Annotated in this window: 20 protein-coding genes; 14 read left to right on the plus strand and 6 right to left on the minus strand. The window is 67.7% G+C overall.

Annotation, left to right across the window (positions count from 1 at the left end; translation table 11 throughout):
• Positions 1-215: 215 nt before the first annotated feature.
• Genes ACX1DX_RS00120 through ACX1DX_RS00135 form a run of 4 tightly spaced genes read left to right on the plus strand, consistent with a single transcriptional unit; the run spans position 216 to position 3,856 of the window.
• On the plus strand, positions 216-1,427 hold the full coding sequence (locus ACX1DX_RS00120) for a TadA family conjugal transfer-associated ATPase (RefSeq protein ID WP_459397238.1): 1,212 nt from the start codon (positions 216-218) through the stop codon (positions 1,425-1,427).
• Positions 1,424-2,359, plus strand: a complete 936-nt coding sequence (locus tag ACX1DX_RS00125) for a type II secretion system F family protein (protein WP_459397239.1) — start codon at positions 1,424-1,426, stop codon at positions 2,357-2,359. The genes ACX1DX_RS00120 and ACX1DX_RS00125 overlap by 4 nt, the downstream gene beginning before the upstream one ends.
• 10 nt (positions 2,360-2,369) lie before the next feature.
• Positions 2,370-3,248, plus strand: coding sequence for a type II secretion system F family protein (locus tag ACX1DX_RS00130; RefSeq protein WP_459397233.1), 879 nt, complete (start codon positions 2,370-2,372; stop codon positions 3,246-3,248).
• On the plus strand, positions 3,245-3,856 hold the full coding sequence (locus tag ACX1DX_RS00135) for a prepilin peptidase (protein WP_459397234.1): 612 nt from the start codon (positions 3,245-3,247) through the stop codon (positions 3,854-3,856). Before ACX1DX_RS00130 ends, ACX1DX_RS00135 begins: the two co-directional genes overlap by 4 nt.
• A 3-nt stretch (positions 3,857-3,859) precedes the next feature.
• Here ACX1DX_RS00135 and ACX1DX_RS00140 read toward each other — a convergent pair whose 3' ends face one another.
• Positions 3,860-4,201: a hypothetical protein gene (locus ACX1DX_RS00140; protein WP_459397240.1), complete on the minus strand. Its 342-nt coding sequence runs from the start codon at positions 4,199-4,201 to the stop codon at positions 3,860-3,862.
• 112 nt (positions 4,202-4,313) lie between these two features.
• On the opposite strand from ACX1DX_RS00140, the gene ACX1DX_RS00145 reads away from it, so the two are divergent.
• Positions 4,314-4,589 (plus strand): GlsB/YeaQ/YmgE family stress response membrane protein, encoded by a 276-nt coding sequence (locus ACX1DX_RS00145; protein ID WP_182764549.1) that lies wholly within the window; start codon positions 4,314-4,316, stop codon positions 4,587-4,589.
• An 87-nt stretch (positions 4,590-4,676) separates the two neighbouring features.
• On the opposite strand, the gene ACX1DX_RS00150 is transcribed toward ACX1DX_RS00145, so the two are convergent.
• Entirely contained in the window at positions 4,677-5,909 is a 1,233-nt protein-coding gene (locus tag ACX1DX_RS00150; protein WP_459397241.1) for a phospholipase D-like domain-containing protein, read from the minus strand.
• Between the two features lie 55 nt (positions 5,910-5,964).
• Between ACX1DX_RS00150 and pcrA the strand changes: the two genes are divergently transcribed.
• Positions 5,965-8,388, plus strand: a complete 2,424-nt coding sequence (pcrA, locus tag ACX1DX_RS00155) for a DNA helicase PcrA (RefSeq protein WP_459397242.1) — start codon at positions 5,965-5,967, stop codon at positions 8,386-8,388.
• Between the two features lie 104 nt (positions 8,389-8,492).
• Here pcrA and ACX1DX_RS00160 read toward each other — a convergent pair whose 3' ends face one another.
• Positions 8,493-9,566 carry a M23 family metallopeptidase gene (locus ACX1DX_RS00160; protein ID WP_182764546.1) on the minus strand — a complete coding sequence of 358 codons (1,074 nt, stop codon included), beginning with the start codon at positions 9,564-9,566 and terminating at the stop codon, positions 8,493-8,495.
• A 199-nt stretch (positions 9,567-9,765) separates the two neighbouring features.
• Here ACX1DX_RS00160 and sucC point away from each other — a divergent pair, with 199 nt between their 5' ends.
• Together sucC and sucD are read left to right on the plus strand one after the other, a co-directional pair.
• Positions 9,766-10,941 carry an ADP-forming succinate--CoA ligase subunit beta gene (gene sucC / locus ACX1DX_RS00165; protein ID WP_182764545.1) on the plus strand — a complete coding sequence of 392 codons (1,176 nt, stop codon included), beginning with the start codon at positions 9,766-9,768 and terminating at the stop codon, positions 10,939-10,941.
• Between the two features lies 1 nt (position 10,942).
• Positions 10,943-11,842: a succinate--CoA ligase subunit alpha gene (gene sucD, locus ACX1DX_RS00170; protein ID WP_459397243.1), complete on the plus strand. Its 900-nt coding sequence runs from the start codon at positions 10,943-10,945 to the stop codon at positions 11,840-11,842.
• Here the strand turns inward: sucD and ACX1DX_RS00175 are convergent, their stop codons facing one another.
• Positions 11,843-13,624: a hypothetical protein gene (locus ACX1DX_RS00175; protein WP_459397244.1), complete on the minus strand. Its 1,782-nt coding sequence runs from the start codon at positions 13,622-13,624 to the stop codon at positions 11,843-11,845.
• A 97-nt stretch (positions 13,625-13,721) separates the two neighbouring features.
• Between ACX1DX_RS00175 and ACX1DX_RS00180 the strand changes: the two genes are divergently transcribed.
• Genes ACX1DX_RS00180 through ACX1DX_RS00200 form a run of 5 tightly spaced genes read left to right on the plus strand, consistent with a single transcriptional unit; the run spans position 13,722 to position 18,322 of the window.
• Positions 13,722-14,999 carry a cell division protein PerM gene (locus ACX1DX_RS00180; RefSeq protein WP_459397245.1) on the plus strand — a complete coding sequence of 426 codons (1,278 nt, stop codon included), beginning with the start codon at positions 13,722-13,724 and terminating at the stop codon, positions 14,997-14,999.
• Positions 15,000-15,008: 9 nt separating this feature from the next.
• Positions 15,009-15,584, plus strand: coding sequence for a phosphoribosylglycinamide formyltransferase (gene purN / locus ACX1DX_RS00185; protein ID WP_182764541.1), 576 nt, complete (start codon positions 15,009-15,011; stop codon positions 15,582-15,584).
• Positions 15,581-17,134 carry a bifunctional phosphoribosylaminoimidazolecarboxamide formyltransferase/IMP cyclohydrolase gene (gene purH / locus ACX1DX_RS00190; RefSeq protein ID WP_459397246.1) on the plus strand — a complete coding sequence of 518 codons (1,554 nt, stop codon included), beginning with the start codon at positions 15,581-15,583 and terminating at the stop codon, positions 17,132-17,134. The genes purN and purH overlap by 4 nt, the downstream gene beginning before the upstream one ends.
• 14 nt (positions 17,135-17,148) lie before the next feature.
• Complete coding sequence (locus ACX1DX_RS00195) at positions 17,149-18,009, plus strand: bifunctional methylenetetrahydrofolate dehydrogenase/methenyltetrahydrofolate cyclohydrolase (RefSeq protein WP_459397247.1); 861 nt, start codon at positions 17,149-17,151, stop codon at positions 18,007-18,009.
• Positions 17,993-18,322 carry a DUF3017 domain-containing protein gene (locus ACX1DX_RS00200; RefSeq protein WP_182764538.1) on the plus strand — a complete coding sequence of 110 codons (330 nt, stop codon included), beginning with the start codon at positions 17,993-17,995 and terminating at the stop codon, positions 18,320-18,322. The genes ACX1DX_RS00195 and ACX1DX_RS00200 overlap by 17 nt, the downstream gene beginning before the upstream one ends.
• Here the strand turns inward: ACX1DX_RS00200 and ACX1DX_RS00205 are convergent.
• The gene (locus tag ACX1DX_RS00205; RefSeq protein ID WP_459397248.1) at positions 18,319-19,482 is read right to left on the minus strand and encodes a PrsW family intramembrane metalloprotease; all 1,164 of its coding nucleotides are present in this window, start codon (positions 19,480-19,482) and stop codon (positions 18,319-18,321) included. The two genes, ACX1DX_RS00200 and ACX1DX_RS00205, sit on opposite strands and share 4 nt — an antisense overlap.
• 223 nt (positions 19,483-19,705) lie before the next feature.
• Complete coding sequence (locus ACX1DX_RS00210; protein ID WP_459397249.1) at positions 19,706-20,632, minus strand: putative endonuclease domain-containing protein; 927 nt, start codon at positions 20,630-20,632, stop codon at positions 19,706-19,708.
• A 383-nt stretch (positions 20,633-21,015) separates the two neighbouring features.
• On the opposite strand from ACX1DX_RS00210, the gene ACX1DX_RS00215 reads away from it, so the two are divergent.
• Positions 21,016-21,678, plus strand: a complete 663-nt coding sequence (locus tag ACX1DX_RS00215; RefSeq protein WP_459397250.1) for a vitamin K epoxide reductase family protein — start codon at positions 21,016-21,018, stop codon at positions 21,676-21,678.
• Positions 21,679-21,758: the final 80 nt, after the last annotated feature.

Genomic DNA, 21,758 nt, shown 5'->3' on the forward strand with positions numbered 1-21,758 from the left:
TCGGAGCGCGCTCGGCTGAGTCCCCTCCGGCGCAGCGTGATGACGAAGTACTGACTGAGCAGGCCCCGACACAGAGGGCGACTCCGCGCCTGTCAGAACGTGCACCCTCGTCCACGAGTGCAGCACCGGTCCGAACCGATGCCCTGAGCGCGCTGAAAGCCTCCGCAGTCGACACGCTGTTTTCCCGACTCGGCACCCGGGTGAACGATCCCGATATGGACGAGTCCAGCTTGCGCAGCATGGTGACCGACGAACTCAACTCGGTGGTTGAAGCGGCGAAGGTGCCTTTGACCACCGTCGAGCGCCAGCGCTTGATGCGAGAGGTCGAGGCCGACGTGCTGGGGCTGGGGCCACTCGAACCCTTGCTGTCAGATTCAACAGTCACCGAGATCATGGTCAACGGGCCTGATTCGGTCTATGTCGAGCGAAAGGGCAGGCTTACCAGGACGGATGTCTTCTTCGACGGCGAGCCACATCTGAGGCGCATCATTGAGCGCATCGTGACAAGAGTGGGGCGCCGCATCGACGAGTCCTCTCCTCTGGTGGATGCGCGCCTCGAAGACGGTTCGCGTGTCAATGCGATCATCCCGCCGCTCGCAGTCAGCGGCTCCACCTTGACCATCCGAAAGTTCTCGAGGGATGCTCTGTCGGTGCTTGACCTCGAGCGCTTCGGCACTATGACACCCGAGATGGCCGAACTGCTGAGGGCTTGCGTGGAGGCGAGGCTCAACATCCTGGTTTCCGGTGGTACGGGCACGGGCAAGACGACGCTTCTGAACGTGTTGAGTTCGTTCATTCCGGGGGATGAGCGGATCATCTCCATCGAGGACTCGGTGGAACTGCAATTGCAGCAGGACCATGTGATCCAGTTGGAGTCCAGACCGGCGAACATCGAAGGTCGAGGAGAAATCACCATCCGCGAGCTGGTGCGCAACTCACTCCGAATGCGCCCCGATCGCATCGTTGTCGGTGAGGTTCGCGGTGCGGAAGCTCTTGACATGCTGCAGGCCATGAACACGGGCCACGACGGCTCTTTGTCGACGGTGCACGCCAACTCACCGCGTGACTGCCTCGCCAGACTCGAGACCCTCGTCATGATGTCCGGGTTTGAACTGCCCCTGCGCGCCATCAGAGAGCAGGTCAGTTCGGCGGTGAACCTCATTGTGCAGCTGACCCGGTTGCGTGACGGTACCCGACGAATTACAGCGGTCACCGAAGTGAGCGGCATGGAGGGGCAGATCATCACGCTCCAAGATGTGTACCTCTTCGATTACTCGGCCGGCGTTGATCAGAATGGTCGTTTCCGTGGCCGAACGATCCCCACCGGTGTACGTCCCATGTTTACAGACCGATTCCAGGACCTGGGGATCGAGTTGTCCGCCGCCGCTTTCGGGGCCCCCGGGTCCGTATGGGGCGGCGTGCGATGACCCCACAGACCCTGATGTATCTCGGTGGCGGCCTGCTGGCTGTCGCTCTGGTGACGGGTCTCGTGCTCTACTTCACTGCTGGGCGCACCGTACCGATGTCTCGTCGGCGTCCTGCTGATGCGGCGCCTACGGGATTGTTGCCACAGGCGGCGAGCGCGGCCTCCAGCGTCGCCGGTTATGCGCTGGGTGGCAGAGCAGGCGCGGTGCAGGAGTCGCTCTCTTCTGCGGGTATTCGCATGAGGCCGCAGGATTTCCTCGTGCTGGTCGCCTCGGGCTCGGTCGTCGGGTTCGCTCTGGGGCTGCTCGTCGGCGGCCCCCTCCTTGCGCTATTGGCAGCATTGCTTGTGCCGGTTGCTGCGGTCCTCGTCGTCCGTGCCAAAGCAGCCAAGCGCCGCCGCCTGTTCGGTGAGCAGTTGGAGGAGACCCTCAGCAGCCTCTCCGGCAGTCTTCGTGCTGGTTTCAGTCTGCCTCAGGCCTGCGCCACTGTTGCCACAGAACTTGAGGAACCGACTTCCACGGAGTTCTCCAGAGTCGTTAACGAAACCCGCCTGGGTCGACCCTTCGTTGAGTCCCTTGCCGAGGTGGCCAGGCGCAACGAGAGTGAAGATTTCGATTGGGTAGTGCAGGCCATCGCCATCAACCGCGAGGTGGGTGGCAACTTGGCCGACGTGCTGAACGGCGTGGGCGCCACCATCCGCGAGCGGGTCCAGCTGAAGCGCCAAGTGGGCGCATTGGCTGCTGAAGGCAAGCTCTCTGCAATCATCCTGGGTGCGCTGCCACCCGGTATGTTCCTGGTGCTGTCCCTCGCGAACCCTAGCTACATCGGCCGATTCGGCGAGTCGATTATCGGCATTGGTGCGCTGATCCTCGCCGGCATCATGATGGCTGTGGGTATGTTCTGGCTGAGCCGCGTCGTGAAGATCAAGTTCTGAGGTGAGCCCGGTGCCTTCTCTTGTCTACGTCGGCTTGGCGCTCCTGGTGCTCGGCATCGCCTATCTGCTCGATCTGCTCTTGGTGGGGGAAGGCCGTGTCCAGCGAGACGTGCGCGCTAACCTTCAGCGGGGCCTTTCGTCCACGTCTGCACCAGGAGGCAGACTGGTCGCAGCCCCCTCGCTCGGTCTCAAGCTCGCGGGCACGCGGGTTGCGGGTAATCTCGACAAGCTACTCATGCATGCTGGTCGGCCGGCCGCTTGGCCCCTCGAGCGAGTCATCAGCGTCAAGATGATGTCCACCTTGGCCACTGTCGCCCTTGCGCTGCTCCTCGTCAAGAACAATCCCTCCCTCGGATCCATCGGGTTCGGAGCCTTCCTCGTCGCTTTTGTCTTCTTTCTTCCGGAGCTCCTTTTGTGGAACACCGGCATCAAGCGTCGGGAAACGGCCCAACTGGAATTGCCGGATGTCCTTGATCAGATGAGCATCGCTGTCGAGGCAGGGCTGGGCTTCGACGCTGCGCTCGTCAGGGTGGCCCGGAACGGGCGGGGTGTGTTGGCGCCTGAACTCATCCGCACGCTGCAGGACATTCAACTCGGCCAACAACGACGTGTGGCCTATCAAGGCTTGTCAGATCGGCTTGCAGTCCCTGAACTCCGTCGTTTCATCCGGTCCGTGATCCAAGCTGAGGAACACGGCATCGCCCTCAGCGAGGTCCTTCACACCCAAGCCAAGGAGCAGCGCGTAGCGCGCCGCCAGCGTGCTGAGCATAAAGCCATGGAAATCCCCGTCAAGGTGGTTTTCCCCCTCATTCTGTTCCTCATGCCGGCGCTGATCATCGTCATCATGACGCCGGCGGCTATAGGCATCATCGAAGCCTTTTCCAGATGACCTGGATCTGGACCGCGCTGGTGGCGGCAGCAGTGGCCGGGCTGGCGTCGAGGTTCCTCCCCAGAGTGGCGCTAGAGGTGACCACGAAGCTCATCGGGACGGTACCTCGGGCAGCGATTCTGGGGGCTGGGGTAGGCCTCATCACCTCGGAGCTTCTGGAGGCCGCAGCCCTGGCCGTCATCGCCGGGTTGGCTGGCGTCCTGTTCGTCGTCGACCTCAAGGAACACCGGCTTCCCGACACTGTAATCCTCACCGGACTCATCGCCTGGGCGATAGGCATCGTCGCCATGGCCGCCACGACGGGGGGCTGGGGCGCGCTGCTCCGCGCACTCCTGGCCGCGCTCGCGATGTTCGCTGGCTTCTTCGTCGCGGCACTGCTGGCCAACGGGATGCTCGGGTTCGGGGATGTGAAGCTGTCGGCGCTACTGGGCGCCGTGCTCGGCTGGTACAGCTGGATGGCGGTGGGGCGCGGCCTGTTCTTCGGGATCGTCCTGCACGGGCTATTCGCCGTGGTCGTGCTCATCGTCACGCGCGACAGGAAGGCCGACGTGCCGATGGGCCCGGCGCTGATCGCCGGGGCCGCGGTGGCCATCGCGATCAGCGCGTGAGGCTCACCAGAAGACGGCGATGCCGGCGTTGAGCAGCGTGAGGGCGAAGATCCCCCAGAACTGGCCGGGCGCCACCTGATCCTTCTTGCGGTTGATCAGCACCAGCACGAAGATCGCGATCAGCACGAGCAGCTTGATGCCGATCTTGACGTTGTTGACGTGGCCGTCGCCCATCTCCAGAATGCCCACCAGCGCCAGGCCCGAAATCAGCATCGTGAGAGCACCGTGGAACATGGCCGGATTGACGATTCGGTGGGGCCCCTTCAGCTGAACAAAAGCGCCTCCGAAGAGCGCCGCGAAGCCGATGAGGTGGAGCAGAAAGAAGATTCCATGCAAGATTTCCATGGCTCCAGACCCTACCCTTAAGGGGGGAACCCAGCCCAATTCCACGCACCTCAGGGACAGTTCAGGGTTCGAAAGCATTTACAGTGACCCCACCTACTGCCATGCTTGAGGCATGTTATGGACAATCATCGTTTGGATTATCGTCGGCCTCATCGGAGGCGCTATCGCCAAGGCCATCATGCCTGGGCGTCAGGGTGGGGGCTGGCTGGCCACCATCATCCTGGGCATCATCGGTGCATTCGTTGGTGGTCTCATCGGTTCGCTCATCTTCGAAGGTGAGCTCAATCTGACCGGCCCCAACTTCTCCATCGGCGGTGTCATCACCTCCATCATTGGTGCCCTCATCGTGCTCGCCATCTACGGTTGGGCTCAGCGCCGCAAGGCCTGATCCCTCCCTCTGACCCCGAAGGGGCGCCCGGCTGCTGCCGGGCGCCCCTTCTTCTGTCTGCCGCCACCGGCACCGGTCGCAGGGCGATCAGAAGAACGGGCGCCATGGTGACAGGAACAACTCCGTCACCTTGGCCACCACGGAGCGGCTCGCCCAGCGCTGTTCGTTCAGCTCGATGCTGTTCGACTGGTCCGTGCGGAACACGTCCTCCATGTGCTGGGCGACGCTCTCGTCGGTGACCTCGAGGTTCACCTCGTAGTTGCCCCACAGGCTCAGCCTGTCCAGGTTGGCCGTGCCGATCGTCGACCACACGCCGTCCATGGTGGCGGTCTTCGCGTGCACCATCGCGCCCTGGTACAGGTACAGCTTCACGCCGGAGCGCAGCAGGTTGGTGTAGTAGCCGCGCGACAGCCAGTCGGCCACCACGTGGTTAGAGCGGCCCGGCACGATGATCCGCACGTCGACGCCGCGGTTGACGGCGTCACGCAGGCCGGCGATGAGGTCGTCGTCGGGGATGAGGTAGGCATGGGTGAGCCAGATGTGCGAGGTGGCCCTGTCGATGGCCTCCAGGTACATGTTGCGGATGGGGTACACCTGAAGGCGCGGCATGTTGCGGTGCACGCGCACGGTGGGGAGCCAGTCGCGCTCCGGGTTGTCCTCGATCCGCTCGTGTTCCTTGCGGACGTGGAGATTCCAGAAGTCGATGAACGCGTTGTCCAACTCGGCGACCCCGGGGCCGACGACACGCGCGTGGGTGTCGCGCCACCCGGTGGCGTACAGCGAGCCGATGTTGTAGCCACCGATGAAGCCGACCCGGCCGTCGACGGTGAGGAGCTTGCGGTGGTCGCGACCCCAGTGGCGCGGCGACCACGGGATGGGAATCGCGGGGTGCGGCATCGTCGCGATGTTCTTCGGGATCGACGTGAAGAACGCCCGCGGCACCACCAGGTTGGCGAACTCGTCCCAGATGGCGTGCACCTTCACGCCCCGGTCGGCGGCGCGGCCCAGCGCGTCGCGGAACCGGTGGCCCGTGGCGTCGCCCTTCCAGATGTAGGTCTCGAAGTAGATGGTGTGCTCGGCCGCGTCGATGGCCTCGATCATCGCGTCGTACAGGTACTCGCCGTAGGTGTAGACGGTGATCTCGTCATCGGCCACGGGCAGCGGTTCCGGACGGGTCACCGGGAACTTGCGCAGCTTGCGCTTCTTCTTCCGGAAGGACTCGACGACGGTCAAGGCGATCATGGAGAGGATCTGACCGATCAGCACCGCGGCCGTGAGGCGGTTGAAGAACCGTCGTGCGCGGCTCCAGGTGGTCTGCATGGGCATAGCGTACCGACGGAGTCGTCGGCGCGAGCCGGTAGGCTGGGCAGCCGACATGAGTGACTCCCTTTTCCCGGATCTTTTTGCCGTCTTCCAGCCCGACGAGCCCGCTCCGCCGCGCGCGGAGGCACTGGTGACCCCGCGGAAGGCCAAGGCGAAGCAGGTCAGCGAGGAACAACTGTTGGAGGGTCTCAACCCTCCGCAGCGCCAGGCCGTCGTGCATGCGGGCAGCCCCGTGCTGGTGGTGGCCGGCGCCGGCTCCGGCAAGACGCGTGTACTGACCCGGCGCATCGCGCACCTCGTCAGCCAGCGTGACGTCCATCCCGGCTCCGTCCTGGCCATCACGTTCACCAACAAGGCCGCCGCGGAGATGCGTCAGCGCGTCATCGAACTGGTGGGCAACCGCGCCAAGCTCATGTGGGTCTCCACCTTCCACTCCGCGTGTGTGCGCATCCTGCGCGCAGACATCGACCGCTTCGGCATCGCCAAATCCTTCTCCATCTACGACGACGCAGATTCCAAGCGGTTGATGTCGCTGGTGGTGCGCGACATGGAGCTGGACCCCAAGCGTTACCCGGTGCGCGCCGTGATGAACGCGGTGAGCAACTACAAGAACGAACTGGTCGACCACGAGCGCGCCGCCGCCGAGGCGGAGAACTCGCGCCAGGAGACGATCGCGCGGGCCTACGCCGACTACCAGGGCCGGCTCGTCGCCGCCAACGCGCTGGACTTCGACGACCTCATCATGACCGCCGTCCACCTGTTCCAGGCGTTCCCGGACATCCGAGAGAAGTACCGCCGCCGCTTCCGGCACGTCCTGGTGGACGAGTACCAGGACACCAACCATGCCCAGTACGCGCTCATCCGCGAGCTGTGTGCGGGCGAGGTCACCGGCGTGGTGGAGGGATCCCCGACGGTGGAGCCGGCGGAGCTGGTGGTCGTCGGCGACTCGGACCAGTCGATCTACGCCTTCCGCGGCGCCACCATCCGCAACATCCTCGACTTCGAATCGGACTTCCCGGGCGCCGGCACCATCGTGCTCGACCAGAACTACCGCTCCACCCAGAACGTCCTCACCGCCGCCAACGCGGTGATCTCGCGCAACCAGGGCCGCCGCGACAAGCACCTGTGGTCCGACCTGGGGGAGGGCGACCTCATCGTCGGCTGGGTGGCAGACACGGAGCGCGACGAGGCGCAGTTCATCGCGGACGAGATCGACAGGCTCTCCGACGCGGGCGAGAGCCAGTACGGCGACACCGCCGTCTTCTACCGCACCAACGCCCAGTCGCGCGCGTTCGAGGAAGTGTTCATCCGCGTCGGGATGCCCTACAAGGTCGTGGGTGGCGTCCGGTTCTACGAGCGCCGCGAGATCCGCGACGCCATCGCGTACCTGCGCGCCATCGTGAACCCCGCAGACGACGTCTCCGTGCGGCGTATCCTCAACGTGCCCAAGCGCGGCATCGGCGACAGGGCGGAGGCCGCCATCTCGACGCTGGCCAGCGCTCAGCGCATCACCTTCTTCGACGCGCTCCAGCGCGCGGAGGAGGCGCCCGGGCTCGCCAGCCGCTCCGTCAAGCTGATCCAGGGCTTCGTGGACGTGATGAACATCCACCGCGCCATGGTGGCCGCGGGCAAGCCCGCAGACGAGGTGCTCACCTCCATCCTGAAGGAATCGCACTACCTCCCTGAGTTGCAGGCGTCGACAGACCCGCAGGACGAGACCCGCATCGAGAACCTCGTCGAGCTCGTATCGGTGGCGGCGGAGTTCGTCGCCGCGGCGAACACCATCGACCTCGACGACGAGGAGGCCGTCGAATCCGGCCTCGTGGCCGGCATGCCGGAGCCCGACGACTCGCTCGCCGCGTTCCTGGAGCGCATCGCGCTGGTGGCGGATTCGGACCAGGTGCCGGACCACGACGAGGGCAAGGGCGTCGTCACGCTGATGACCCTGCACACGGCCAAGGGCCTGGAGTTCGACACCGTGTTCCTCACCGGCATGGAAGAGGGCATGTTCCCGCACATGCGGGCCCTGACAGACCCGAACGAGCTGGAGGAGGAGCGACGGCTGGCCTACGTCGGCATCACGCGCGCCCGGAAACGGCTCTACGTGACCCGCGCCGCCGTGCGCGTCACCTTCGGGCAGCCGGCCTACAACCCGGCGTCGCGGTTCCTGGAAGAGATTCCGGCCCACGTCCTGGACTGGCGCCGCACCGGCGCCGCCACCACGCAGTGGGCGAGCACCGCCGCCACGCGCAACCGCCAGACCTCCGCGTCGATCCAGAGCTTCGGCTCCGGCACCGGCCCGCTGAAGACCGTGCTGAGCGTGGGCGTGGGGGACAGGGTGCTGCACGCCAGCTTCGGCATGGGCACCGTGGTGGCCGTGGCAGGAGCCGGCGACAACCTGAGGGCCGATGTGGACTTCGGCTCGGCGGGCACGAAGCGGTTGAGCGTGAAGCACGCGCCGATGGAGAAGCTGTAGCGCACTTCGCGAAAGACAGTGCTGGGTTTGTGACCGTCTACGGTCCCAAACCGAGCAGCGAAGGCTGTCCTGGTGTGAGCTACGGGTTCAAGGAGTGCTGACGACTACTTGGAAACGCCCAGCGAGCGCAGGAACACCATCGGATTCGACGCGCTGTACACATCGCCCGGCGTCACGCCCGGCTTGTAGTACTCGAAGTGCAGGTGGGACCCGAACGAGCGGCCGGTGTTGCCGACGTAGCCGATGAGCTGGCCCGCCTTGACCGTCTGGCCAGTGCGCACAGCCTTGCGGCTCATGTGCGCGTAGAGCGTGGATCCACCGTTGTTGTGCTGGATCACCACGTTGGTGCCCGCCCAGCCGCCTGCGGTGGGGCTGAGCACGACGCCGGAGGCGGCAGCGTAGATGGGGGTGCCGGTGGGGGCCGGGAAGTCCTGACCGGTGTGGTAGCGCGACCACTTGCCGCGCTGACCGAAGCCTGCGCCGACGCGGTAGCCGGACTTGACCGGCATCGAGCCGCCCTTGCTGGTGAGGTTGTCGACGTCCTCGGCGGTCATCGACTCGACGTCGCCGACGGTGATGCCCTGGGCCTTCGCGGCGCTGGCGGCCTTGCGGGCCCGCTCGAGCAGCTCGGCGGCCTTTTCGGCCTCCTCCTTCAGCTTCTGCGACTGGGCGGCGACGAGCTCCATGTCGGCGTCCATCAACTTGTCGCGCTCGCCCATGGAGAGATCTGCCTGCGCCTGCGTGGCGGACTGGTTCGCGGCGCCCAGCTGTTCCTGGCGCTCCTGCGCCGCCTTGTCCGCGACGACGTCCGTGAGGCCGCTGCGGACAGCGTTGCGGCTCACGTCCTCGCTGCGGTCTTCGAAGCTCTCGGCTGCCGCCGACATCGCGGCCGCCGGGATGGCGGCCGCTACGTCCACCCCGCTGTCGAGGTCATTGCCACGGGCCGTGAAGGCGAAGGCGAAAAGTGCGGAGGCCCCGACGGCGCCGGCGACGCCCATGGCGACCATTCGGCGGGAGATGCCCAGCGCGCGGGAGGCGCGGCGTGCGGGTGATGCTGCGGGGGTGACGACCTCTGCTTCGAGGATTTCGTCGGTTACAGGGTCAGCGGCGCGACGGGCGTTGCGCAACGGGCTGTGGTTCACCTGGTTCCTGACGTCAAGAGGGGTTCTGTAGGTCATTCCGAACGGAACCTTAACAGTTCTCAGGAACCTCTCAAAATCAAACCGAAATATTGTCCACAGACCTTTTCTGCCGTGCCGTGTGACGGGCCGGGGGACTGCGGGGCCAGGCGCGCTCGTTCGTGCGAAGGGCTACCGTATCGGCCCTTGTCCCGATACGCTGGCGACGCTCGATCGTCCCAATTGAACAGGAATCACTGTGGATCTCCTCGAATACCAAGCGCGCGACCTCTTTGAGCGGTTCGACGTACCCGTGCTGGCCGGACGCACGGCCACCACCCCCGAAGAAGCCCGTGAGGCCTACCGGTCCCTCGGCTCAGGAACCGTCGTCGTCAAGGCCCAGGTACGCACCGGCGGCCGTGGCAAGGCGGGCGGCGTCAAGCTGGCCCACGACGAAGAGGCCGCCGTCGAGACGGCCCAACAGATCCTCAACCTGGAGATCAAGGGCCACCCGGTCAAGGTTGTGATGCTCAGCCCCGGAGCCGACATCGCCGAGGAGTACTACTTCTCGATCCTCCTGGACCGCGCCTCCCGCGGCTATCTCGCGATGTGCAGCGTGGAGGGCGGCGTCGACATCGAAACGCTGGCGGAGGAGCGGCCCGAGGCCCTCGCCAAGGTCGAACTGGACCCCGTCGACGGCATCACCGCTGAGGCGGCGGAGCGCATCCTCACCGAGGCGGGCTTCCCCCAGGAGATCCACGCGGCCGTCAGCCCCGTGCTCCAGAAGCTGTGGACCGTGTTCGTGGAATCAGACGCCACGCTCGTCGAGGTCAACCCGCTCGTCAAGACGGCCGACGGCACCATCCTCGCCCTCGACGGCAAGGTCACCCTCGACGCCAACGCAGATTTCCGCCACCCGGAGTGGGAGCAGTACGAGGAGCACACCGCGGACGTCGACCTCGAACGGCAGGCCCGCGAGCTCGACCTCAACTACGTGAAGCTCGACGGCTCCGTCGGCGTGATCGGCAACGGCGCGGGCCTCGTGATGAGCACCCTCGACGTGGTGGCCGCCGCAGGCGAAGAGTTGCCCGGCAAACCAAAGCCCGCCAACTTCCTCGACATCGGCGGCGGCGCGTCGGCCCAGGTGATGGCCAACGGGCTGCGCATCATCATGAGCGACCCCCAGGTGAAGTCCGTGTTCGTCAACGTCTTCGGCGGCATCACGGCCTGCAGCGACGTGGCCAACGGCATCGTCCACGCGTTGGAGATGCTGGGCGACGAGGCGCGGCTGCCCATCGTCGTCCGGCTCGACGGCAACTCCGTCGACGTCGGCAAGGCCATCCTCGAAGAGGCCAACCACCCGCTCATCACCGTCAAGAACACGATGGACGAGGCGGCCCGCACCGCGGCCAAGCTCGCCTCGGAAGGAAACTGACATGGCGATCTACATCAACGCCTCATCGCGCGTCCTCGTCCAAGGGATGACCGGCCGGGAGGGCCGCAAACACACCCAGCGCATGGTCATGTCCGGCACCCGCGTCGTCGGCGGCGTGACGCCCGGCAAGGCCGGCGAATCCGTGCTCTTCGAGGAGGACCCCGTACCGGTGTTCGGCTCGATGGTGGAGGGAGTGGCCGCCACCAACGCCGACGTGTCGGTGGTGTTCGTGCCGCCGAAGTTCGCCAAGGCCGCCGTCATGGAGGCCGTGGAGGCCGAGATCGGTCTGTGCGTGGTCATCACCGAGGGCATCCCCGTGCGCGACAGCGTCGAGTTCCAGGCCGCGGCGGCCGAGGCCGGGACCCGCATCATCGGCCCGAACTGCCCGGGTCTCATCTCTCCAGGCCGGTCCAATGTCGGCATCATCCCGGCGCACATCTCGGGCCCCGGCCGCATCGGCCTGGTGTCGAAGTCCGGCACGCTGACCTACCAGATGATGTACGAACTGCGTGACCACGGCTTCTCCACGGCCGTCGGCATCGGCGGTGACCCCGTCGTCGGGCTCAAGCACATCGATGTGCTGCAGGCCTTCGAGGAGGACGACGAGACCGACGTGATCATGATGATCGGCGAGATCGGAGGCGACGCGGAGGAACGCGCCGCCGACTACATCAAGGCCAACATCACCAAGCCCGTCGTCGGCTACGTGGCAGGCTTCACGGCACCGCCCGGCCGCACCATGGGCCACGCGGGCGCCATCATCACCGGCTCGAGCGGCACCGCCCGCGCCAAGAAGGAGGCGCTGGAGGCCGCGGGTGTGCAGGTGGGGGAGACCCCGTCGCAGACCGCGCAGCTCGCCCGCGACGCCATCGCCAAGCTGCGCGCCGGGCAGCTGGTCTGATCAGTTGAGCTGGCTGGCCCGGACGGAGATCCGGGCGGCCAGCTCGGTCAGCTGCTCCTGGGTGAACTGCACCTCGGGGGTGGCGGAGATGATGGTGTAGGCCACCTTGTTCGTGGCCACGCTGACGATGAGCTGGTAGGTGACCTTCTCGGTGTCCGAGATCGCCTGCGTGGCGGTGAACACCAGCGACGACAGCGCGTTGCCTTCGGCGTCCTTCGCCGGCACGGGAGCGTGCTCCGCGATCTCGGCCGTCAGGACCCGCTGGCCGCAGGTGCGCAGGTTCGTGCCGAGCTTGGTGACGAAGACCGCGGCCTCCTCCGAGGAGGGGAAGGTGAACAGCAACTCGTCGATGCCGAAGCGCTCCGGGATCTTCTCGTCACGCGTCAGGGCGTAGGCCGTGCGCTGCCGCTCGGTGGGGCCGGCCTCGGTGGCCAGTTCCATGTTCTCGCAGCCCATGTTGGTGCCGTCGACGGGGTGCGGGCCGGTCATCGTCCAGCGTCCGGCCCCCGGGTGGATACGCGGAAGGTCGATGGGGACGAGCCAACCCTCGGGCGGCGCAGGAGGCACGATCGCGGGGGCAGCCGTCACGTCGGTGGGGCCGGGTGCGTCCTGGGCTTCAGCCAGGTCCGCCTGCGACCGAAGCAGCGAATCCGCGACCGCGTTCTCATCGACGGGCTGCGCGTCGCGCGCCACGTCGACCATCTGCAGGGCGGCGCCGTCGCGCGTCAGGAGGACGGTGTGGTACTTCGCCACCGCCTCCTCCTGGACGATCGTCACCTGGAAGGTCTCCTCAGCCAGACCCTCAATGGTGGTGGCGCGGACCAGCCGCGCGGGCACCTCGCCGCACGTGGTCAGGGAGGCGATGCGCTCGCTCATGACGCTGCTGGCGGCGTCGACGTTGGCGTACACGTCGATGCGGTGCAGCGTGGCCAGTTTGTCGTCGCCGCTGGTGCCCAGCGTGCGCTGGAAGGAACGGGTGGGATTGACCGTCGGCTGGGCGGTGCTCAAGCAGATCGCCCGCATGGTGTGGTCCGACTGGGTTTCCGTGGTGGAGATCACGGACCAGTCTCCGGCCGGGGCGATGGGGACCAGGTCGTCCGCCTCCACCAGGTCGGCCACGTCAGCGGGCTGGTCCGTCACCGAGGGGCTTCCGGAGGTGGGCGACTCCGGCCCGCTGGGAACGCCGCTCGGCTCGTCCTGCATGCCGCGCACCACGAAGAACGCGATGAGGCCCACCACCAGCGCGCCCACCAGCCCGGCCAGGGCCCAGGTGCCCAGCGTCATCTTGTGCGCGGAGACCCAGGAGGGAGCCGCCGCGGGGGCCGCGGGGCGTTCGACCTCCACGGGGGTGTCGCTCGACATGGCGGAGCGACGGGGGGCCGGGCCCGGCCCGTCGGCGTACTCCCCGGCGGAGCGCGGGAAGACGGGGGCGGGGATCATCGGCTCGGGTTCTGGGGCGACGGGTACCGGGGGAGGGGTCTCGCTGAAGGGGACGCTGCCGCGGCGGGTGAAGGGGCTGTCGCCTTGGCCCCTGGCCGGCGCGGCCGGCGCGGCCGGTTCGATGGGCTCGGCGGGCCCGGCCGGTTCAGTCGGCTCGGTGGGTGCAACCGGCTCAACCGGGTCGTCGCCCAACCCGGCGGCGGGCGTCGATTCTTCTGGGGCTGCCGCGCCGCGTCGCGGCCGGGCCGCGTCGGCGGCTGCGGTATCGTCCGGAACCAATGGCGCCTGAAGTTCCTCGTCGGGCTGCAAGGCCCGGCGGGCACGGAAGGTCTCGTCAGACACAGGGGCTCACCTCCTCCGGAGCGCTGATTGGCCGAGTTACGTTGGGCCAGACTACCGGGGTGGCTGAAGGCCGCGCGAGAACCTCAACGGAAGGGTGATGGTGGACGGGTTCCAACACCGCACTGTGGCGGTCGACGTCGATCCGACGCCGACCCCGGAGCCGCGGCACTGGCCGTGGTCCTGGTATCTGCCCGCCATCGTCGGCCCGCTGGCGGTGCTGGTGGCCGGGTGGCTCCTCCTCTCCGGCTTCGGCGTGGTGGCGTGGCTCACCTCTCCCGACGCCCAGCTCACCCCGGCCCTCCGGATCGCGGCCGAGGTGCTCGTCCTCGCCCACGGCGCGCCCGTGCAGATCGCGGGGCAGGCGGTCTCGATCGCCCCGCTCGGGTTGACGCTCCTGCTCCTCTTCCTCGCGCTGCCGTTGGCCTCCCACTCGGCCAAGCAGGCCGCGGCCCAGGGCGCCCAGAAAGACGACACCGGTGGCCTCTGGGTCGACGGCGAACGCCTCGTCGCCAAGGTGGCCGGTACCTTCGCGCTCACGTACGGAGCAGCCGTGGTGGTCCTGGCCGCCACGCTGGGGGTCGCCTCCTGGCGTGCGGTGGTCGGCGGGCTGGTCGTGGGCGGCGTGGCTGGTTTCTGGGGAGCAGCCCGCGGCATCGGCTACTCGCCGACGGAGACCTGGCCCGTCTGGCTCCGTTCGGTCCCCAGAGCCATGGGGGGCGCCATCCTCGCGGTGCTCGTCGGAGCCGTCGTCGTGACGGGCCTGGCCGTCTATTCGGGATGGGACCGGATGGGCGGCATCGTCGATGCCCTCGACGGCGGCACGAGCGGGTTGGTCCTGCTGGTGGTGCTGCACCTCCTCTATCTGCCCAACATCGTGCTGGCGGGCGCCTCCTGGCTCCTCGGCGCGGGCCTCACGCTGGGCGACGGCTCCGTGGTGACGATGACGGTCACCGACGTCGGGCTGCTGCCGGCCATCCCCATCTTCGGCGCCGTGCCCGCAAGCGGGACCGCGCCCACGTCGCACCTGTGGTGGCTGGCCGTCGGCGTCATTGCGGGCGCCGTCGCGGCCCTGGTTGTCGCCTTCGCCCGGCCGCGCGCCCGCTTCGACGAGACCGCGCTGGTGGGCGGGCTCTCCGGAGTGGCGGCCGGGGTGCTCATCGCCACCGTGTGCAGCATGGGCTCTGGAGCCCTGGGTGACGACCGCCTCAGCCACGTCGGTGCCCGGATGCCGGAGCTGCTGGTCTTCGCGCCCACCATCCTGGGACTGTCCGGAGTGGTGGCCGGCCTCGTCGTCGGCCTCGTCCGGCGCCGGCCGCACGCAGGAAAGCCGGCTGACGAGACGTCCGACAAGACACCCGGCGAGCCCACGGCGTAGGGTGTGCGGGTGACCACCCGTGTTGTCGTTCTGCTGTCCGGTTCGGGCACCCTGTGCCAGGCGCTGCTGGACGCCATCGACGCAGGCGAGGTCGACGCCCGGGTCGTGGCCGTCGTTTCGGACCAGCCCTCGGCCCTCGGGCTGGAACGGGCACGTGCCGCAGGGATCCCCGCCGTCGCCCATCCGCTTGCCAGAGGTGGCGATCGCGGTGCCTGGGACGCTGAGCTCACGCGGGTCGTCTCTGAGTTCGAACCGGACCTGGTCGCCTCCGCCGGCTTCATGAAGCTGCTGGGCTCCGAATTCCTCTCGCGCTTCGGTGGCCGCACCATCAACACCCACCCGGCGCTGCTGCCGAGCTTCCCCGGGATGCACGGTCCGCGCGATGCGCTCGCCGCCGGTGTCAAAGTGGCCGGGGCAACCGTATTCCTCGTCGATGACGGCGTCGACACCGGTAGGATCCTGCTTCAGGGGGCCGTCGACGTTCTGGATGACGACAACGTCGAATCCCTGCATGAACGCATCAAGACGGTGGAACGCCGCTTACTGATCCGAGCCGTCTCCGAGTGGAAGAAGGAACACCCGTGACCGAGCTGACCCCGCTGCGCCGAGCCCTCGTCTCGGTATACGACAAGTCAGGACTGATCGAACTCGGACGTGACCTTTCGGCCGCAGGCATCGAGATCGTGTCCACCGGATCCACGGCCGCCAAACTGGCCGCCGCCGGCATCGAGGTCACCGGCGTGGAAGAGGTCACCGGCTTCCCCGAGTGCCTCGACGGCCGGGTGAAGACGCTCCACCCGCACGTGCACGCCGGCATCCTGGCGGACCGCCGCCTCTCCACCCACCGCGAACAGCTCGACGACCTGGGCATCGCCCCCTTCGACCTCGTGATCACGAACCTCTACCCGTTCGCCGCCACGGTCGCCTCCGGCGCCTCGCAGGATGAGTGCATCGAGCAGATCGACATCGGCGGGCCCACCATGGTGCGCGCGGCCGCCAAGAACCACGCCTCCGTCGCCATCATCACCTCCGCCGAGCAGTACCACATGCTGCGCGCCGCCATCGCGGCCGGCGGTTTCACGCTGGCGCAGCGCAAGGAACTCGCCGCCGCCGCGTTCGTGCACACCGCCAGCTACGACGTCGCGGTCGCCTCCTGGATGTCCGGCGACGTCGTCGGGCAGCCCGGCGGGTTCCCCGCCTGGTACGGCGCCACGTGGCACAAGGTCGCGGACCTGCGCTACGGCGAGAACTCGCACCAGAAGGCCGCCGTCTACCGCAACAGCAACGGCACCGCCGGCCTGGCCGACGCCACCCAGCTCCACGGCAAGGAGATGAGCTACAACAACTACGTCGACGCCGACGCGGCCCGTCGTGCGGCCTACGACTTCGAAGAGCCCGCCGTCGCCATCATCAAGCACGCCAACCCCTGCGGCATCGCCACCGGCAGCGACATCGCCGACGCCCACCGCAAGGCCCACGCCTGCGACCCGGTCTCTGCGTTCGGCGGCGTCATCGCAGCGAACCGCCCCGTGTCGGTGGAGATGGCACAGCAGGTGGCGGAGATCTTCACCGAGGTCATCGTCGCGCCCGGGTACGAGGAGGGCGCCGTCGAGGTGCTCTCCGGGAAGAAGAACCTGCGCATCCTGATCGCCGAAGGCTCCACCAACGAGGGTATGGCCATCCGCGAGATCGACGGCGGGCTGCTCGTGCAGCAGGCCGACGCGATCGACGCTGACGGCGACGACCCCGCCAACTGGACGCTCGCCGCAGGCGAGCGGGCCGACGACGCCACCCTCGCGGACCTGCTGTTCGCCTGGCGCGCCGTGCGCGCCGTCAAGTCCAACGCCATCCTGCTCGCCAGCGACGGTGCCTCCGTGGGCGTCGGCATGGGGCAGGTCAACCGCGTGGATTCCTGCCACCTCGCGGTGGACCGTGCCGGTGACCGGGCCCGTGGTTCAGTTGCGGCCTCGGACGCCTTCTTCCCGTTCGCCGACGGCCCCCAGGTGCTGCTCGACGCGGGCATCCGCGCCATCATCCAGCCCGGCGGCTCGGTGCGTGACCAGGAGGTCATCGACGCGGTGACCGCGGCCGGCGTCACGATGTACTTCACCGGCACCCGCCACTTCTTCCACTGACGGAGGCTCACCCCATGACCGCAGTCAAGCTCGACGGCAAGGCCACGGCCGCCGCGATCAAAGCCGAACTCACCGTCCGCGTGGCGGCGCTGCGCGAGCAGGGCGTGGTGCCCGGCCTGGCCACTGTGCTCGTGGGCGCAGACCCCGCCAGCCAGAGCTACGTGCGGATGAAGCACCTCGACTGCGACGAGGTGGGCATCGCCTCCATCCGGGTGGAACTGCCTGAGGACGCGACGGCTGAGCAGCTCCGCGAGGCCATCGAGGGGCTCAACAACGACCCGGCCTGCACCGGCTACATCGTGCAGCTGCCCATCCCGAAGCACCTCGACGAGAACTGGGCGTTGTCGCTGATCGACCCCGACAAGGACGCCGACGGCCTCCACCCCATCAACCTCGGCCGCCTGGTGCTGAACGAACCGGCCACCCTGCCCTGCACCCCGCGCGGCATCGTCGAACTGTTGCGCCGCCACGGCGTCGAAATCAAGGGTGCGGAGGTCTGCGTGGTGGGCCGCGGCATCACCGTCGGTCGGCCGCTGGGCCTGATCCTGACCCGACGCAGCGAGAACGCCACCGTGACCCTCTGCCACACCGGCACCCGGGACCTGGCGGCCCATACGCGGCTCGCCGACATCGTGGTGGCTGCGGCGGGGGTGCCGGGCATGATCACGGCCGACATGATCCGCGAGGGTGCCGCCCTGGTGGACGTGGGCGTCAGCCGCGTCGACGGCAAGACGGTGGGCGACTTCGCCCCCGACGTGTGGGACAAGGCCGGCTTCGTCACGCCGAACCCGGGCGGCGTCGGGCCGATGACCCGCGCCATGTTGCTCAGCAACGTCGTGGACCGCGCGGAGCAACTGAATGATCTTCGGCGATAGGCTCGAGGGCCGGCTGAAGCGACGGGCCAGGGACCGTCCCGCAGACTCCTACCCTGACAGCCCGTGGGCCCTGTCGTTCACCGTGGCCGTGCTCGGCGTGGGCGTCGTCTTCGCAGCGCTGGGCCGGTGGCGCCTCGCGTCCCTGGTCATCGGGGCGGCGCTGCTGCTCGGCGCCGGGCTGCGTCTCATCCTCCCGCGCATGGTGGCGGGCCTGTTGGTGGTGCGCCGACGCTGGATCGACGTGAGCGTGCTGGCCATGCTCGGCGCCGCCGTCGTGGCCCTCGCGTTCATCGTGCCGCCGTCTGCCCCCTAACTCTTGGGGCGGGCGCCCCACAGTTCGCCGGGCCTGCCCTGCACGGGCGTCCAGCCACCTCCGCCGCTGAGGATGCGCTGCACCTCCGGCCGCTGATGGAACACCAGTTCGGTCAGTTCACGGTGCATCCCCAACCAGGCCCGCGGCGGCGGCCCATCCGGGAGGGCCTCGAGCCTGCCACGGAGCAGAGCGAGTTCCGTGACGTTCTGGATGAAGTCCTTCAGCAGCGGCTTCTCCCGCCCAGCTGCTGCCACCATGCGACGGCGGGCGCCGAGGTCGGCGAGCCATCCGGCCTCCAAGGGCGTGATCCAGCCGAAGTGCACGAGCGCGGGGAGTTGGCGCACGACGGTGGCGCGCTCCCGCTGCCTGGCCACCATGCCGACGATCAGCAGGCCGACGAAGACCAGCAGCTCGATGCCCGCGGCGATCAGGAGGCCGCGCATGCCGAGGAGGTCCATGGAGGAGTTGTGCATGAAGTGCAGCGCGACGGCCAGGCACCAGGCGAGGAACGGCCACCCCACCCGCATGAGACCCCTGGCGTTGACGCCGGCCCAGATGCCGATCGAGACGATGGCGGTCAGCATGGGATGCAGGTAGGCCACCAGGAGGAGCCTGAGGAGGATGACCTCGACGGAGTCGTACATGGTCTCGGGCCTGAGCGCATAGGTGATGTGTTCGATCCACGAGAACCCGAGTCCCACCATTGCGCCGTACACGATGGCGTCGGTGAGGCTGTTGAACTCCGCGCGCCCCCGTCGGGTGCTGAGCAGGACGATCACGAGGAAGAGGCCCTTGGTCGACTCCTCGATGAGCGGCGCGGACACCATGACGGCCGCGTTCTCGGACTGGAGCCAATAGGCCACGACCGTGTTCACGATGCCGCTGACCAGCGCGGAGACGCCGGCGCCCCACACGAAGGCGCCGATGATGAACAGCGGCGGCTCGGGCTCCCACTTGTCGAGCCAGCGCACGAAGGCCACCCCGAGGGCCAGCACGGCGGTGAACGCGAGCACCGCGACGACCGACTGGGTAGCCGGTCGGTCGAGGAAAACGAGCAGGCCCAGCAGGGTGCCGGCGCCGCCGACGACGAGGAAGAGCAGCGGTAGCACGACCGCCTGCTTCTTGTGCCGCGCCGCCTGTTGATAGGTGGGGTAGCTCATGGACCCACCGTATTGCCTGTGTGTGCCGTGGCGCCCGTGGCCGTGGCCTGCGGGGCGCCGGTGCGTGCCCTGCGGCCTGCGGGGTCTGCGCTTGCGGCCGTGGCTGCGCCTGACCAGAGTGAAGTTGTGCAGCGGACTTCCTGCACAACTTCACTCAGCTGGGGCATTGGGGCGACGAGGGGGTGGGCGTTGTTGAGTTGTGCAGCGGACTCGCTGCACAACTTCACTCAGCTTGGGCGTTGGGACAGCCTCGGCAGGGCGTCATCGTGCGGGACCAACCCCGAGAGACAAGCAGTTGCGCGACGGCACGCGCCACCTTGCACGGGTGGTTGACGATGTCGTTCCATCCGAACCGCAGCGTGACGTAGCCACGCATGGAGTTCTTGTTGTCGCGCTCGAAGTCGCGGAAGACGCCGTCTCCGGAGTGGCCGAGCCGTCCGTCGAGTTCGATGACGACGGCGACCTCGACGTAGGCCACGTCGCTGTAGCGGCTGGGCTGCAGGCTCACCTGGCGCACGCCGTCGGGCAGACCGTGGCGCTGCTCGACATCTCGGAAGTAGCGGCGCTCCAGTGCGCTGTGCACACCGCCGGCGATGTCTCCCAGCGCCTCGACGATCAGCGCCCTGTGCCGGACATTGGGAGTGGCCAGCGCGGCGTCGAGCAGCCGGCGTGGGGTGGTCCGTCGCGAGGTCACCGCTCGGGCGAGTTGGCTGAACAGCGCCTCGGGCTCGGCGTCGGCGCACATGCGCAGGGCCGTCTGCTCGATCCTCGCTACCGGTGGCTCTCCGCTGGCCTCGAACCCCGGCGTCCGGTGAAAGCGCCACGAGCCCCGGTTGATCCGTTGGTGCGGGGTGAGCACGTCGATGGTCGACGGCGGGGCGCACAGCCCGAGCTTGTGGCCTGCCGCCTCGAACCCCAGCGCAGCGTCCGGCCCGCCGAGCAGGACGCCGCCCCACGCGAGGCCGTCCCAGGGCGGGTCTGGGGAGAGGGAATAGAGCCCCCGGGCGAGGGACCACCAGACATGGTCGTCCAGGAAGCGCTGCGTGACGGCGCGGGTGATGCCGGCTGCGGCGGCCTGTTTCGTCGTGATGACACCGCCCTGAGTGCGAGCGGTGGCGATGAGGTGGGCAGGCATGACGATCTTGTTCATGCCCACCACTTATGTTCAGCGGACAGTCCCGCTTCCCATGCCGTCGCACATCTGTGCACAACCCAGGCGGACCGTGCGTCAAGCGTCGTTGAGTTGTGCAGCGGAGTTCGTGCACAACTTCACTCTGCCGGGCCGGGGGCCCCGACGGCGGGTCCAGCGTTGTTGAGTTGTGCGGGGGAGTTGGTGCACAACTTCACTCTGCCGGGCCGGGGGCCCCGACGGCGGGTCCAGCGTTGTTGAGTTGTGCAGCGGAGTTGGTGCACAACTTCACTTTGCCGGGGCGGCCGGCCCGGGCGTCGACGGCGGGCTCAGCGTCGTTGACCGTTCACCACTCCTTCCGGAGGCCGCGACCGCAGCTTGCGCCGCGCAGTTACGATGTACGCGTGCAAGAGACCATGACCTCGTCGTCGGAGATCCTCGACCCCGCAAACCCGGGCGGCGACCCGCGACCGGTGCCGAGCAAGCGCCAGCGCTACATCCTCTTCGGCGAGATGCTCGCCTTCGCCATCGTCAGTCTCATCGCGTCGTGGGTGCTGAGCTACGACGCCATCGTGCTGGCCGCCAACCCCGACGCGGACCTGGCCTGTTCCATCAACGAGGTGTTCGACTGCGCCAAGGTCGGCGCCACCTGGCAGGCCAACATCTTCGGCTTCCCCAATGCATTCCTGGGCATGATCGCCGAACCCGTCGTCATGACGATCGCCGTCGCGTCGCTCTTCGGGGTGCGGTTCCCGCGCTGGTTCATGTTCACCGCCAACGCGGTCTACTTCCTAGGTGTCGTCTTCGCCTACTGGCTCCTCTACCAGTCGTCCTTCGAGATCGGCGCGCTGTGCCCCTGGTGCCTCACGGTCACCGTCGCCACGACGTTCGTGTTCTGGTCCATGACCGCCTGGAACATCCAGGAACGCAACCACTACTTCTCCGACAAGACCGCGGAGAAGCTCGAGCGCTTCCACCGCAACGGCTGGCTGACCATCTCGTTCATGGCGTGGCTCGCGCTCATCGTGGTCATCGAAATCCTGAAGTTCGCCCCCAAATTCATCTGAGCCCCGCTCAACCGAGCCCGTGCGCACCGGCCTCCGACGGGGCGGTAGAGTCTCCCTGGTAGGACCTACCGTTCCAAGAG

It is taken from the genome of Tessaracoccus zhenghani (assembly GCF_054552775.1).

Coding starts and splice junctions, on each gene's coding strand:
- ACX1DX_RS00120 (WP_459397238.1), top strand. CDS start 216: ATGGACGAGTCCAGCTTGCGCAGCATGGTGACCGACGAACTCAACTCG.
- ACX1DX_RS00145 (WP_182764549.1), top strand. CDS start 4,314: ATGTTATGGACAATCATCGTTTGGATTATCGTCGGCCTCATCGGAGGC.
- ACX1DX_RS00180 (WP_459397245.1), top strand. CDS start 13,722: ATGGTGGACGGGTTCCAACACCGCACTGTGGCGGTCGACGTCGATCCG.
- ACX1DX_RS00135 (WP_459397234.1), top strand. CDS start 3,245: ATGACCTGGATCTGGACCGCGCTGGTGGCGGCAGCAGTGGCCGGGCTG.
- pcrA (WP_459397242.1), top strand. CDS start 5,965: ATGAGTGACTCCCTTTTCCCGGATCTTTTTGCCGTCTTCCAGCCCGAC.
- sucD (WP_459397243.1), top strand. CDS start 10,943: ATGGCGATCTACATCAACGCCTCATCGCGCGTCCTCGTCCAAGGGATG.
- ACX1DX_RS00150 (WP_459397241.1), bottom strand. CDS start 5,909: ATGCAGACCACCTGGAGCCGCGCACGACGGTTCTTCAACCGCCTCACG.
- ACX1DX_RS00195 (WP_459397247.1), top strand. CDS start 17,149: ATGACCGCAGTCAAGCTCGACGGCAAGGCCACGGCCGCCGCGATCAAA.
- ACX1DX_RS00160 (WP_182764546.1), bottom strand. CDS start 9,566: ATGACCTACAGAACCCCTCTTGACGTCAGGAACCAGGTGAACCACAGC.
- ACX1DX_RS00210 (WP_459397249.1), bottom strand. CDS start 20,632: ATGAACAAGATCGTCATGCCTGCCCACCTCATCGCCACCGCTCGCACT.
- ACX1DX_RS00200 (WP_182764538.1), top strand. CDS start 17,993: ATGATCTTCGGCGATAGGCTCGAGGGCCGGCTGAAGCGACGGGCCAGG.
- ACX1DX_RS00205 (WP_459397248.1), bottom strand. CDS start 19,482: ATGAGCTACCCCACCTATCAACAGGCGGCGCGGCACAAGAAGCAGGCG.
- ACX1DX_RS00125 (WP_459397239.1), top strand. CDS start 1,424: ATGACCCCACAGACCCTGATGTATCTCGGTGGCGGCCTGCTGGCTGTC.
- ACX1DX_RS00140 (WP_459397240.1), bottom strand. CDS start 4,201: ATGGAAATCTTGCATGGAATCTTCTTTCTGCTCCACCTCATCGGCTTC.